Source organism: Streptomyces sp. DH41, assembly GCF_029813785.1.
GTDB lineage: Bacteria > Actinomycetota > Actinomycetes > Streptomycetales > Streptomycetaceae > Streptomyces.
The window spans coordinates 318,074-330,601 of the sequence record NZ_JARVKY010000006.1 but is presented as its reverse complement, the minus strand read 5'-3'; the positions used below and the strand labels follow the sequence as shown (position 1 = coordinate 330,601).

The following is a 12,528-nucleotide window of genomic DNA, read 5'->3' as shown; positions in this document are numbered from 1 at the left end:
ACTGCGTGCATAACGTCTTCTCCGCGCTGACCGGGACGCTCACCGCCCACTACGCCTACCTCGCCACGCTCACCTCGTGGGCCACCGGCCATGGCATCGCCCCCGACGCCGCCGACCGGTATGTGCGCGGCCTCTTCCAGAACGTCGGCCGCTCCCTGAGCGACGAGACCCGCCCCCTGCACCAACTCGCCGCCGACCACGAGACACCCAAGGGGAACAACGAGCGCATCCGCACCACCTGGTTCGATCCGGCCAATGCGGCAGCCCTCGTAAAGGCCCTGGATGGCCTCCGCGCCGACCTGAAGTAGGAGCGTCCGGCCGGGACATGCGTCCAGACCGGGGCGGCCACTCCACTGCACGCCTCTCGCAAACGGTCGTTTATGCGAGGTGCGAGTGCCGTGTGACAGGCGAGATTGACGGTCACCGGGCGGGTTCCTGGCTTCGGTCGGGGCGAGGGACGCGGCGCGGATGGATGAGGACGAGTGTGGTGAGTACTGCGATGAACGCAAGCACGGCGGAGACCGTGAGGACGGCCCGGGTGCCGTCAGCGACTGCCTGGCTGCCTGTACCGGTGCCGTCGTGAAGGGTGAAGATCGCGCCCAGTGCCGCTGTGCCGACGCCCGCGCCGAGGGAGGCGAGGGTGGAGACGGTCCCGGCGACCATGCCGACCCGCTCGGGTTCGGTCACCTCGACCGCCACGGCCATCACGGGGGCGCCGGCGATTCCGCCGCCGGCTCCCCAGGCCAGCAGCGGCCCGAGCAGCGCCCACCACGGTGTGCTGGGCGTGATCAGCAGTGCCAGGGCCGTGAAGCCGACGCCCTTGAGCAGGTAGCCGGAGCCGATCACCAGGCCGGGGGCCCAGTGGCTGAGCAGCTTGGAGCCGACCATGCCGGTGGCGATCTGCGCGAGGAAGATCGGCGTCATCAGCAGCCCCGCCGAGGTTGGGCTCAGGCCCAGGCCGTCCGACAGGTACAGCACCAAGTAGACCGAGCCGCCAATGGTCAGGACGCGGGAGAGGAGGACGGCCAGCATCGCGCCGCAGAACGCGGGGCGGGTGAACATCCGTAGCTCCAGTGTCGGCCTGGGCACGCGGAGCTGGAGGGCCAGGAAGGCGGCCAGCGCAAGGCAGGCGGTGAGCAGTGCGACCGTGTCCTGGCCTGCCCACGGTGTGTCGCCGGGGCGGAGCATGAGCAGGGTCGCCGTACCGAGGCCGAGCATGAGCAGCAGGCTTCCGGGCCAGTCCGGCCGCCCGGTCAAGGAGGGTGCGGGCGAGGTTGGCGGCAGCACGCGGGCGGCCAGCACCCAGGCCGCTGCGCCGAGCGGGAGGTTGATCGCGAAAACCGCACGCCATCCGAAGGCGTCGATCAGGACTCCACCGAGGGTCGGGGCGAGGAGCCCGGCCGCGGTCGCGAACGATCCCCAGGCACCGATAGCGAGATTGCGCTCCTCACCGGTGTAGCGGTCCGAGATCAGCGGAATGCCGTTCACCATGATCACCGCGGCTCCGCAGCCCTGAACCACCCGGGCGGCGTTCAGCCACCACAGGTCCTGCGCCAAAGTCGCGGCCAGGGAGGCCAGAGTGAACACAGCGATCCCGGCCAGGAACAGAGACCGCCGCCCCCAGCGGTCCGAAAGGCTTCCGGCCGCCTGAGTCAGTGCACCCATCGCGACCATGTAGGTCACCACCACCGACTCCGCCGAATCCCCGTCCGCGACGTCGGCGCTGATCAGCGGGAGTCCGACGGCCACGATCGTGAGGTCGACGACGACCAGCCCTGTGGAGGCCATCACCAGCACGAGGACCCCGCTCAGCGGCGGGAGACGACGGGACTTCTGAGCTGCCATGCGGGATACGACCTCCAGGCGGGAGCGGGCGGTGCCGTCAGCCTGCGGTCTCCCGACGCTAAAAGTCAACGTGTGTGAAGTTCAAGCGGGGGCCCGTACGATGGCGCCATGCCTGCCACCTCCCGCCGCCGCCCCACGACACGCAAGGGCCGCCCTGTCCTCACCCGGGAGGCCATCGCCGCGAAGGCGCTGGAGATGGCTGGTACGCAGGGGTTCCGTTCCGTCACCATGCGCGCCCTGGCCGCTGAACTCAATGTGACCGTGCGGGCTCTGTACAACTACGTCGAGGACCGCCAGGACGTCGTCGATCTCGCCCTGGGGCTCATGCTCGACTCCTGGAATCCCCCTCCCTTGGACCCCGCGGCCTGGGAGGAATCCGTCGCCGGTTATGCGAGGTCGCTGCGCAAGCTGTACCGGCGCTGGCCGCGCGCCCTGCTGGTCTCCCTCGACGAGGACGCGCCCCCCACCTCCGTGCACCCCAACCGCCTGCTCAACCTCGACCGCTTCCTCCAACTCCTGCACGGCATCGGCATCGGCTTCCCGGCTGCCCTGGAGGTACACCGCCACCTCTCCCTGCTCATGCTCTCTTTCGCGCTCGTGGCCGACCGCCCCGCCACGCACGCCACGACGGACCGCGGCACGCTCGTCCCCGACGCATGGCTGGCCGCCCACGCCGATCTCGACCTCCCTGCCCTGCGCCAGGCCGCCGCGCTGCCCATCCCCACCGCGGACACCCAGTTCGACCAGCTCGTCTCCGTCGTCATCGCACAGATCCGCAGCCATCTCGACGCCTCAACATAAGGACCCACCAGCCCCGATGCCAGAGAATCCGGCACAGCGCGGCCCTCGCGTGCTGCCCTCAACGCGGGTGTCACGTCGGCGCTACGGCTGCTTCCCCGCGCGGGGTACGCGGACCGGACACAGTTGCCCGAACGGACAGGTCCAGATCGAGACCGCTGTTCATGTCCAGCTCGAACCGGCCGTATGGATTCACATGGGTCCAGAACAGTGGCGACAGCGCCCGGCGGTCCGCATCGGTGAGCTTGTCCGCCCACTTCCGATCGGCCGGGATCTCCCGCGTCAGCAGCGTGCTGACGTGCACCGGCGCGCCGATGCCGGCGCCCTCGGCGAAGAACGGGGCGCGGTCGCGGCGGACGACCTCGATGCTCGGGTGCTCGGCCGGCCAGGCCCCGACAGTGCCTGCCTCGCGGTCCGGCAGAAGGTCCACCGGTCTGCGGGTCTCGACGTCGACCAGCACGGTCCCGTAGATACGGCCCTTGCGCATCGCGCATTCGTCGACGCCGACCACACGCGGGACCTGTGGCTGGGGCTCCGGGAGAGCGTCGACCAACCGCAGGACCGTGTTCCGGCTGCCCCCGCCCCCAAGACGTCGGCCAGCCGGGCACCGGCGGGTAAGGCGTGATCGAACCTCTGGGGATTCGACGGCGGGGTGTGGTGTGAGGGAACGGCGGACCGATGCGACGTTCGAGATGTGCCGGGCGCTGGCAGACGGAGCGGATCTGGCCTCGTTCGCGGGAGGTGCGTTCGATGTACGGGCGGTGGTGGCCGACATCCAGTCCGGGGCCCACAGCGGGCTGGTCCTCGACGCCGTTCCGTGGGGGAACTTCCCTCACGGGGACGATGCCCGGAAAGCCGTTCACCTGCTGCACACTGGCGAGGCGGTCCTGGCCGTCGAAGATCACCTGCAGTGGCTTGCCGAGGGCCGTCAGTCGGCCGGGGAGTGCTTGCTGGTTCGGATAGGCGGTGGACGCCTGTATCGCAGCGGCGGGTCCGGGAGCCCGCGACCTGTTCGGACAGACCGAGCCGCTGGGACCGGACCCGTGGGTGGAACACTGCGCGTAGACATCGACAGGGGGCAGTCCATGAAATGGTTCCAGCGGGGCCGATCGGGGCGGCGAGCGGATGTGGTACCGCTCGCGGGGGTCAGCAAGAGCGGGAACGGGCCCGCACAGGTGCCTCAGGTGCTCACCGCGGGTGGTCCGGTGCTCCAGCGGATCGTCGGCGACGGTGACCAGGTCGCACGGATCACGACCGGGGCGGGGCCCGTCATCCTGGACATCACGCATCGAGGAGCGGGGCATTTCGTCGTGGACGCCTTGGACGGAGGTCTGCACTCCCAAAGCCAACTGGTGTACACGGACGGGCCCTTCGCCTGCCGTTCTCTGATCAATGCCGACGACAGACCGGTGCGGGCACTGCGGGTCCAAGGGGACGGGCCATGGCTGATCGAAGCGACCGCGCCGTCGAGCGCGATGCGTCTGGAGGGATCCGCGAGGCGTGCCGCCTCGGATGTGCTGCGCTACGCGGGCGGCCCGGGGATCGCGTCGCTCCGCTACGAGGGAGACCCACGGTCCGAAGACGGTGGCTATTTCCTCGTCGACGTCTTCGAGCCGAGTGGGGACGGCTTCCTCGACGAGCTGGCCAACCACGTCGGACCATGGCGCGGTGAGGTGCCGTTGTCCGGGCCCTGCCTCGTTCATGCCCGCTCGGACGGCCCGTGGTCCATCAGCGTGCGAGCCCTCACGCCCTAGGGGGCTTCTTCATCAGGGAGCTCGCACGGTTCGTCGTCGTTTGGACCACGCCGCGCGCACGGCCCGGCACCCCGCCCCCGCACGAGCCCGCACGGCGTGGCCCGGCCGACTGTCTCTTCAGTCCAGGTCGGACATGTCGAGCACGAAGCGGTAGCGGACGTCGTTTCGCCCCAGGCGGTCGAGTGCCGTGTCCACCTGTGCCGACGGGAGTACCTCGATGTCGGCGGCGATGCCGTTGTCGGCGCAGAACCGGAGCATCTCGGCTGTCGCCAGGCGGCCTCCGCTGCCCGCGGAACTGAGCTTCTTGCGGCCGATGAGCAGGTCCGTGGCCTCGACGGTGACGGGGCCCAGGTACCCGAGGAGGCTGAGGGTGCCGTCCATCGCCACCACTTTCAGATACGGGGCGAGGTCGTGAGGGACGGAGATGGTGTCGATGACGACGTCGAAGGTGTCGCGTGCCGTGGCCATCTGCTGGGTGTCGGTGGAGTCGATGAGGTCGTGGGCGCCGAGCTCGCGGGCGTCGTCGCGCTTGTCCTGGGTGCGGCTGATGACGGTCGTGGTGGCGCCGAGTGCCACGGCCATCTTGACCGCGAGGTGGCCCAGGCCGCCGAGCCCGGCCACGGCGACGCGGCTGCCGGGGCCTACTCCGAGGTGGCGCAGGGGTTCCCAGACGGTGACGCCGGCGCACATCAGCGGGGCGGCTGCGGCCGGGGCGAGGCCGGAGGGGAGCGGGTAGGCGAAGGTGTCGCGCACCACGTACTCGCGGGAGTAGCCGCCCAGGGTGGTCGACCCGTCCTGTCGGTCGGTGCCGCCGTAGGTCAGAGTCGGGAAGGAGTGGCAGAAATTCTCCTGTCCGGCTTCGCACATGGCGCACACACCGCAGGAGTCGACGATGTTGCCCACCGCGACGTGGTCGCCGACCGAGAAGACGTTCACCTCGGAGCCGGTCCCGGTCACCACGCCGGTGAATTCGTGACCGGGCACCAGGGGCGCCTCCGCGTGCTCGTCGTAGGCGTGCAGGGCGTGCAGGTCGGTGTGGCACACCCCGCAGTAGTCGACCCGCACCGCGATGTCGTCCGGGCGCAGGTCCCGGCGCTTGAGCGACGCGCGCCGCAGTGTCATCGGGCCGGCCGCCCGCCAACCGGTGGTCGTTCGCATACGTGACTCCTCAAAAAGAAAACAGACTGTTCTGTCTGTCGCAGCGTAGGCGCGGCCACACCGCAAGGCAAACCAACTGTTCTGTTTGGTAGGGTGCGGACATGCCGGAACAACCCCAGACCTCGCGAGGCGCCGCGACCTACCAGCGCATCCTGGACGCCGCCACCGAGGAGTTCGCCCAGCACGGCATCGCCGGGGCGCGCATCGAACGCATCGTGACGGCAGCGCGCACCAACAAGGCACAGCTCTACGCCTACTTCGGCGACAAGGAACGACTCTTCGACGCGATCTTCCTCAGTTCGCTGGAGCGCATCACCAACGTCGTGCCCATCGACGCCGACGATCTCGCGGACTGGGCCGTTCGTCTCTACGACGAATACCTGCGCCGCCCCGACCTCATCCGGCTGGCGACCTGGACACGGCTGGAGCGTCGGCCTGCCGGGCACCTCGTCGAGACCCACCAGCACTACGACGACCGCAAGCTCACGGCCATCGCCGAGGCCCAGGCGGCCGGGCGGGTCCGCGCAGGTGACCCGTTCGACATCATGGCCATGGTCATCGCCATGTCCATGGCCTGGTCGCCGGTCAGCAACGTGTACGCGGCCAGCAGTCAGGAACCCGATGACGTCCACGGCCGGCGCCGCGCCCTGCTCCGCGACTGCGTCCGGAACGCCACCGCCGCCGCCGTCGGCAAAGGTGACGCATCCCCCTCATGACGGCCGCCAGCACCCCTGGTGACGCTCACGCGCGTTGCCTGGGCTCCGGCCAGGGCCGGGGCCCGGTTCTCACGCCGGAGCTTCGGCCGCTTCCCCTGTGAGGCGCGCGGAGGGGATCGCGGGTCTCACAGGTTCTCCACTGCGCCCTCCAGAACCGTTCCGGCCCACGAAGCGTGAATAGACATGACGAGAAGCGGGACGGAACAGAAGGAGACAGGGTGTCCTTCGAGCAGGAATGGGCGCAGCTGAAAGCCGATGCGCTGGCGCGGCAGGCCGAGGGCGGCATGCGGCTCAACCAGCTGCCCGCGGACTCCGGCGGAGGCGTGCCGGCCGCCTCGGGCAAGGATCTGGTGGCGAAGGCGGACTCCATCAACGGGAACGCCAACCTGCTGGTGGAGATCGCCGGGCTGCTTCACGAGGGCCGCCCGGACGCCGAGCTGACCACGGCGGCACGGGAACCCAGGACGCACGGGGACGTGGCACGTCAGGTGGAGCGCTTCGCCGAGTTCGCGGGTGACCAGTTCCTGGACACCATGGCCTTGTTCGCAGCGCTGTCGACCCGTCTGCGGACGGTCGGCGGGGACTTCGCGGAGATCGAGGACGAGACCGCCCGCCGGTTCCTGGAGGCCGTGCTCGACGGCCGTTACGTCTCGCCGGGAACGCGATGAGCGACGGACTTGGCTACCGTAAGGACGTCGAGTTCCTGGAGAACTGCAACCCGCCGCTGGTGGAGCGCAACGCGGACGAATTCCACCGTGTCCAGGCGCTCCTGAAGGCCGTCGCTCCCGCGGCGGAGCGGGCGGAGAAGCACACCGAGTGGCGCAGCAAGGGCAGCGCGCACTACACGGCCCGGCTCACCGAGGGCCGCCGTCTGGTCGACGAGCTCGACGAAGCCTACGGGCACGCGGCGGGTGCGCTGCGTCGCTACGCGGAGGCGCTGACGCTGGCGAAGGCGTACTACTCCGACGGCCTGGTCAGCGAGCAGGCGCTCGCGGACCTGATTCACACCAAGGGCACCGCGATCACCCGCACGGCTCAGGAGGCCGAGCCGATGCGGCAGTGGGAGGACATGCGCGACACCACCGGCGTCCTGGACTTCTTCGCGGAGCTGACCATGGACGTCGACGACATCCGGGACGAGGCCGACCGGCTGCACGACGCGGCGGGCGGCGACTTCCACCTGGCGCGGACCACCGAGAAGGAGGCCCGCGTCCTCTGCGTCCACGAGCTCAAGCAGGCGTACGACCTGGTGCCGGACTTCCAGGTGTTCCTCACCGAGCGGGTGGACGTCGCCGCCGCCATGCCCGACCTCCGGCGCGAGGCGGCCGAAGCGAGCAGTAATCCGGTGACCCGGTTGCCGGGCAGCGGCCCCAAGCAGGACTACTACCCGACGGCCGGGGACAAGCTGGTCTCCCCGACGCTCCAGGACATCCGGATGCGGCTCGCCTCACTGCCGGGCGCGACGGACGGCTACTGGATTCCGCCTGCCGGGGACCAGGAGAAGACCGAGTGGATCCGGGCCAACAAGGACGTCATCAAGGCCGCCGCGCAGAACTCCGGGCTGCCGCCGTCGATGGTGGCGGGCATCGCCTGGAAGGAGATCGCCGGCCAGCCCGGCCCACTCGACGACATCACCGACACCATCCGGGAACAGGCGGACTCCCCGTTGAGCCCCATCGCGCCGGAGAACCTGCCGTCGCGACTGGGCGGCGACCCCGACGAGACGTCCTTCGGGCCGATCGCCATCCAGGTACGGCGTGGTGCCGAGGTGCTCGGCTACGACCCGGAGAACCTCACCGACCGACAGCGGGCCACGGTGGAGGAATCGCTCCAGGACCCGGGACAGAACATCTTCATCGCCGCCGAGTACCTGGCCCAGCTCAAGGCGGAGAGCGACTTCGCCGACGTACCCCCGGAGGAGATGACGGTGGAAGAGCAACAGGAGCTTGCCGCGCGGTACAACGGGGGACCGTACTGGGAGAACGACCAGGCGCAACGTTATGGCCGCGACTTCGCCCATCACCTGGACCAGGCAAGGAACGCGATCCGCTGATGCAGTCCTCGAACCCCTCGCGCACCGGCGACAGGCAGGAGACCGGTCACTCCCGTCACCCGGTGGACGACCGCCCGCACCACCCCGACGACGACCGCCGCCTGCTCCGTGTGATCCTCGCCGTTCCGGTGGTGCTGCTGACCCTGGCGGCGGCGTTCTTCCTCTGGCTGGCGGTCAACACCCGTCCGGACGGCGACTGGGACCGGGCCGCGTACGGCGGGATCGAGCTGGCCTGTGCCCTGGCCGTCGTTTCGGCAGGCGCGGTGGGAGCGCTGTGGCTGGCGCCCTCGGTGCGGCGGGTGATGCGGTGGCCGTGGGCGGTACCGGCGGTGGTGCTGGGGGTGGCGGCGCTGGTGCGGTGGGTGTCCAGCGGGGCATGAGCCCCGGGCCGGTTCAGGCGCCGCGGCCATGCCACCGGCCCGCTCCGCCGCGCTGAGGCCCGCCCCGGGCGTGCGGGGCGGGCGACCGGGTCGTTCAGGTGGTGGTGGGCCAGGACCGCAGCAGGGCGGCGATCCTCCCGGTGGTGCAGGCCGGGTCCAGAAGCAGGTCCTTGAGGGCGATGGCGTCCTCGCGGGCGGGTTTGACCGTGATTCCGGCAGCCTCGAGGTACATCACGCCGGTGGCGGCGGCAACGGCCAGGTTGGAGCGTTCCAGCCAGCGGCATCGGCCCAGCGTGTGCACCAGGGCGGCGGCCTTGGCGTAGGGGCCGTCGTAGACGGCCTGCTCGAACAGTTCGGCCCGGTGGCGAGCGACCGCCGCGACCGGGACGCCGTAGTCGTCGGGGGCGGGGTCGTTGACGCCGGCGGCTTCGGCGACCCGCAGGATCCAGGGGACATCGATGCTCAGATCCATCAGGCGGCGCGGGCTCCCCGGGACGCGTGCTGAGCGTCTTCGGCTTCGTCGAAGACCACCTGGTGTTCGGCCAGGAAGCGGGTGGCGGCGTCCACCGCTCGGGCGCGCAGACCGCTGGTGTCGTCCTGTACGAGGCGGGCGAGGTAGTCCCCGATGCTCAGTCCCAGGTCAGCGGCGCGTTTCTTCGCGAGTTCCGCGACGTCCTCTTCCACGCGCGCGCCCAGTTGTGTCTTCGCCATACCCGCATGGTAACAGGCGTTACCATACGCACGCTGCCCACCCGGGGCTTCCGCGATCCGTGACCACGGCAGCTCGATCCGCGACTCAGAAGGCGTCCGAGGGCACGTACGTCCCCCAGACCTCCCGCAGCGCGTTGCAGACCTCGCCGACGGTGGCGCGGGCGCGCAGGGCGTCCTTCATGGGGTAGAGGACGTTGTCCTCGCCCTCGGCGGCCTTCTTCAGCGCGGCCAGGGCGGTGTCGACGGCCCGCTGGTCGCGTTCGGCGCGGAGCTTGGCGAGGCGTTCGGCCTGCTGGGCCTCGATGGCCGGGTCGACGCGCAGGGGCTCGTACGGCTCCTCCGCGTCGAGCTGGAAGCGGTTGACGCCGACCACGACGCGTTCGCCGGAGTCGGTCTCCTGGGAGATGCGGTAGGCGGAGCGTTCGATCTCGGACTTCTGGAAGCCGTGCTCGATGGCGTTGACCGCGCCGCCGAGGTCCTCGACCTTCCGCATCAGCTCCAGGATCGCCGCCTCGACGTCGTCGGTCATCCTCTCCACGACGTAGGAACCGGCGAACGGGTCGACCGTCGCGGTCACGTCCGTCTCGTAGGCCAGGACCTGCTGGGTGCGCAGGGCCAGACGCGCGGACTTGTCGGTGGGCAGCGCGATGGCCTCGTCGAAGGAGTTGGTGTGCAGCGACTGCGTGCCGCCCAGAACCGCGCCCAGGCCCTGCACGGCCACCCGGACCAGGTTCACCTCGGGCTGCTGCGCGGTCAGCTGCACCCCCGCCGTCTGCGTGTGGAAGCGCAGCATCAGCGACTTGGGGTTCTTCGCGCCGAACTCCTCACGCATCACCCGCGCCCAGATCCGGCGGGCCGCGCGGAACTTGGCGACCTCCTCCAGGATCGTCGTACGCGCCACGAAGAAGAACGACAGGCGCGGGGCGAAGTCGTCGACGTCCATACCGGCCGCGACCGCCGTACGCACGTACTCGATACCGTCCGCCAGGGTGAACGCGATCTCCTGCGCGGGCGAGGCACCCGCCTCGGCCATGTGGTAACCCGAGATCGAGATGGTGTTCCACTTCGGGATCTCGGCCCGGCAGTACTTGAAGATGTCCGCGATCAACCGCAGCGACGGCTTCGGCGGGAAGATGTACGTCCCCCGCGCGATGTACTCCTTGAGCACGTCGTTCTGGATCGTGCCGGTGAGCCGGTCGGCGCTCACGCCCTGCTCCTCCGCGACCAGTTGGTACAGCAGGAGCAGCAGGGACGCCGGCGCGTTGATCGTCATCGACGTGGAGACCCTGTCCAGCGGGATCCCGCCGAACAGCACCCGCATGTCATCGACCGAGTCGATCGCCACACCGACCTTGCCGACCTCACCGCTCGCGATCGGCGCGTCGGAGTCATGACCCATCTGGGTCGGCAGGTCGAAAGCGACCGACAGCCCCATCGTGCCGTTCGCGATCAGCTGCTTGTAACGCGCGTTCGACTCCGTCGCCGTACCGAAACCCGCGTACTGCCGCATCGTCCACGGCCGACCGGTGTACATCGACGGATACACACCCCGCGTGAACGGAAACCTCCCCGGCTCGCCCAGCTTCTCCACCGGGTCCCAGCCCACCTGGGCGCCGGGCCCGTAGACCGGTTCGATGGGCAGTCCGGACTCGGACTCGCGCGTTCTCGTGTGGTCCATTTGTCTCTCTTTCCCGAACACTCACTGGTCCGCTGGGGCGAGGGAGCGGCGCCGGCCGTCCGGGGGGTGTCGGCGGGGCCGGAGCGGGGTCGTACGTACTTCCGCGGAGGCTAGGCAGGGCGGGTGGAGGAGCGCTTGTGCGGTCGAACAGCGGGGGCGTGGGCAGGCATCGGAGAGGGGCTGCGTGACGGGGACGCCGGCGGTCCACCGTGCTGCGAGCCCCGGTCGAGGGCGGGACGGAACGCTCGGGTCGTGAGCTCCGGTACGGACGGGCACTGGCCCCCGCGGAGCGACCCGCCCGCCGGCGCCCGCATCCCCCGAGGGCACCGGCGGGCCTTCGCCTGGCTGTCCGGCTCCCGGGGCGGCTACGCGAAGTCGTACGGCGCCCAGTCGGTGATCCGGCGGTAGCCGAGACGCCGGTAGAGGGCGTTGCTGGTGGGGTTGGCCGCGTTCGTGTACAGCACGACCTCCGTGGCGCCCGCGTCGAGCGCGGCCCTGCTCACCTCGGCGGTCACGGCGGCCGCGTAGCCCCGGCCGCGGAGGTGGGCCGGGGTGTAGACCGGGTCCAGCCGGACCATGCCGGCGACCTTCGGGTTCACGCCCGCCATGGAGACGGGGGTGCCCTCCGGGGTCTCCCAGAAGGTGTAGCGCTTCTCGGCGAAGCGGGTGCCGGGCCAGGAGGCGGCGTCGATGGTGACGGCCTCCCCGAGGTCCGCGGCGAGTTCACGGCACCAGCGCATGAGGTGTTCGTGGTCCTGTTCGCCCGCGATCCGCCCGCGGCCCCGTGGACGCGGGTGGGGCGGGGTGAGCCTTTCGAGGCGGTACAGGTGCATCCGGACGCGGAGTGCCGGCGTCGCGCCGGTGTGCCGCTGCCAGGCCTCGGCGAACGCGGTGGCGGTGTCGTGGTCCGCGGTGACGCCGGCCAGCGTGTGGCCGAGGCCGGCGAGATGGGCGGCGAGCGCGTCGGCCCGGTCGGGGGAGAGCGGGGTGAGGGTCAGGCGGCGGGTCGCGGGGCGGTAGAAGACCGCCCGGGTCTCGCCGCCCGACTCCAGCCGGCCGAAGAGGACGGTTCCGGGGCGGAACGCGCCGGGGCGGCTGCGCCAGTTCTCCATCACGGTGAGCGGCGTGTTGTGCAGGGCGGGGCGGGAGCGCAGGAAGTCTCCGGCGCGGGTGAGGAAGCCGTCGATGTCTTCGGTGAGGTGCCAGTCGTCCAGGCGCATGCCGCATGATCGCGGATGCGCCCGGCTCGGGGAAGCCCGTGCCGGCGGTCACGACGGCTCTCGGCGAGCGGCCCCGCGGGGCACGGCCGTTGGCCGGATCCGGTCCGTCCGCTCGACGGTCGCTCGAGTACCGGTTCCGTTCTGCCGCACGATCCGGCCCGTCGGCCGGTCGCCGGGTCAACGTGTGTGCGTGTCAGAGCCACCGCCCTGTGCTC

The 12,528-nt window shown here is 70.5% G+C and carries 14 protein-coding genes and 1 pseudogene; 8 read left to right on the top strand and 7 right to left on the bottom strand.

All coding sequences use genetic code 11. From position 1 onward, the window contains the following. Window positions 1–5: 5 nt before the first annotated feature. The gene (locus QC283_RS13190; protein ID WP_279561669.1) at window positions 6–308 is read left to right on the top strand and encodes a hypothetical protein; all 303 of its coding nucleotides are present in this window, start codon (window positions 6–8) and stop codon (window positions 306–308) included. A 112-nt stretch (window positions 309–420) separates the two neighbouring features. Here the strand turns inward: QC283_RS13190 and QC283_RS13185 are convergent, their stop codons facing one another. Beyond that, entirely contained in the window at window positions 421–1,845 is a 1,425-nt protein-coding gene (locus tag QC283_RS13185) for an MFS transporter (RefSeq protein WP_279561668.1), read from the bottom strand. A gap of 108 nt (window positions 1,846–1,953) precedes the next feature. Here QC283_RS13185 and QC283_RS13180 point away from each other — a divergent pair, with 108 nt between their 5' ends. Then, window positions 1,954–2,646 carry a TetR/AcrR family transcriptional regulator gene (locus QC283_RS13180; RefSeq protein ID WP_279561667.1) on the top strand — a complete coding sequence of 231 codons (693 nt, stop codon included), beginning with the start codon at window positions 1,954–1,956 and terminating at the stop codon, window positions 2,644–2,646. Between the two features lie 301 nt (window positions 2,647–2,947). On the opposite strand, the pseudogene QC283_RS39570 reads toward QC283_RS13180, so the two are convergent. Continuing rightward, a pseudogene (locus QC283_RS39570) lies at window positions 2,948–3,255 on the bottom strand (transposase); the annotation flags it as partial. A 473-nt stretch (window positions 3,256–3,728) separates the two neighbouring features. On the opposite strand from QC283_RS39570, the gene QC283_RS13170 reads away from it, so the two are divergent. Next, window positions 3,729–4,397: a hypothetical protein gene (locus tag QC283_RS13170; protein ID WP_279561665.1), complete on the top strand. Its 669-nt coding sequence runs from the start codon at window positions 3,729–3,731 to the stop codon at window positions 4,395–4,397. A gap of 117 nt (window positions 4,398–4,514) precedes the next feature. Here QC283_RS13170 and QC283_RS13165 read toward each other — a convergent pair whose 3' ends face one another. Further along, window positions 4,515–5,555 carry an NAD(P)-dependent alcohol dehydrogenase gene (locus QC283_RS13165; RefSeq protein WP_279561664.1) on the bottom strand — a complete coding sequence of 347 codons (1,041 nt, stop codon included), beginning with the start codon at window positions 5,553–5,555 and terminating at the stop codon, window positions 4,515–4,517. Between the two features lie 101 nt (window positions 5,556–5,656). On the opposite strand from QC283_RS13165, the gene QC283_RS13160 reads away from it, so the two are divergent. From QC283_RS13160 to QC283_RS13145, 4 genes are all read left to right on the top strand, one after another. Further along, window positions 5,657–6,271, top strand: coding sequence for a TetR/AcrR family transcriptional regulator (locus QC283_RS13160; protein WP_279561663.1), 615 nt, complete (start codon window positions 5,657–5,659; stop codon window positions 6,269–6,271). 218 nt (window positions 6,272–6,489) lie between these two features. Continuing rightward, window positions 6,490–6,939 carry a hypothetical protein gene (locus QC283_RS13155; protein ID WP_279561662.1) on the top strand — a complete coding sequence of 150 codons (450 nt, stop codon included), beginning with the start codon at window positions 6,490–6,492 and terminating at the stop codon, window positions 6,937–6,939. Next, window positions 6,936–8,324, top strand: coding sequence for a hypothetical protein (locus QC283_RS13150; RefSeq protein WP_279561661.1), 1,389 nt, complete (start codon window positions 6,936–6,938; stop codon window positions 8,322–8,324). The genes QC283_RS13155 and QC283_RS13150 overlap by 4 nt, the downstream gene beginning before the upstream one ends. Continuing rightward, the gene (locus tag QC283_RS13145; RefSeq protein WP_279561660.1) at window positions 8,324–8,704 is read left to right on the top strand and encodes a hypothetical protein; all 381 of its coding nucleotides are present in this window, start codon (window positions 8,324–8,326) and stop codon (window positions 8,702–8,704) included. The genes QC283_RS13150 and QC283_RS13145 overlap by 1 nt, the downstream gene beginning before the upstream one ends. A gap of 94 nt (window positions 8,705–8,798) precedes the next feature. Here the strand turns inward: QC283_RS13145 and QC283_RS13140 are convergent, their stop codons facing one another. The 3 genes from QC283_RS13140 to QC283_RS13130 form a co-directional block, all read right to left on the bottom strand. Further along, a complete protein-coding gene (locus QC283_RS13140; RefSeq protein ID WP_279561659.1) occupies window positions 8,799–9,176 on the bottom strand; it encodes a fic family toxin-antitoxin system, toxin component in 378 nt (125 codons plus the stop codon). Further along, window positions 9,176–9,415 carry a hypothetical protein gene (locus QC283_RS13135; protein WP_279561658.1) on the bottom strand — a complete coding sequence of 80 codons (240 nt, stop codon included), beginning with the start codon at window positions 9,413–9,415 and terminating at the stop codon, window positions 9,176–9,178. Before QC283_RS13135 ends, QC283_RS13140 begins: the two co-directional genes overlap by 1 nt. 85 nt (window positions 9,416–9,500) lie before the next feature. Continuing rightward, complete coding sequence (locus QC283_RS13130; RefSeq protein ID WP_279561657.1) at window positions 9,501–11,093, bottom strand: acyl-CoA mutase large subunit family protein; 1,593 nt, start codon at window positions 11,091–11,093, stop codon at window positions 9,501–9,503. 252 nt (window positions 11,094–11,345) lie between these two features. On the opposite strand from QC283_RS13130, the gene QC283_RS13125 reads away from it, so the two are divergent. Continuing rightward, window positions 11,346–11,501 carry a hypothetical protein gene (locus QC283_RS13125; RefSeq protein ID WP_279561656.1) on the top strand — a complete coding sequence of 52 codons (156 nt, stop codon included), beginning with the start codon at window positions 11,346–11,348 and terminating at the stop codon, window positions 11,499–11,501. On the opposite strand, the gene QC283_RS13120 is transcribed toward QC283_RS13125, so the two are convergent. Continuing rightward, on the bottom strand, window positions 11,459–12,313 hold the full coding sequence (locus QC283_RS13120; protein WP_279561655.1) for a GNAT family N-acetyltransferase: 855 nt from the start codon (window positions 12,311–12,313) through the stop codon (window positions 11,459–11,461). The two genes, QC283_RS13125 and QC283_RS13120, sit on opposite strands and share 43 nt — an antisense overlap. Between the last annotated feature and the right edge of the window lie 215 nt (window positions 12,314–12,528).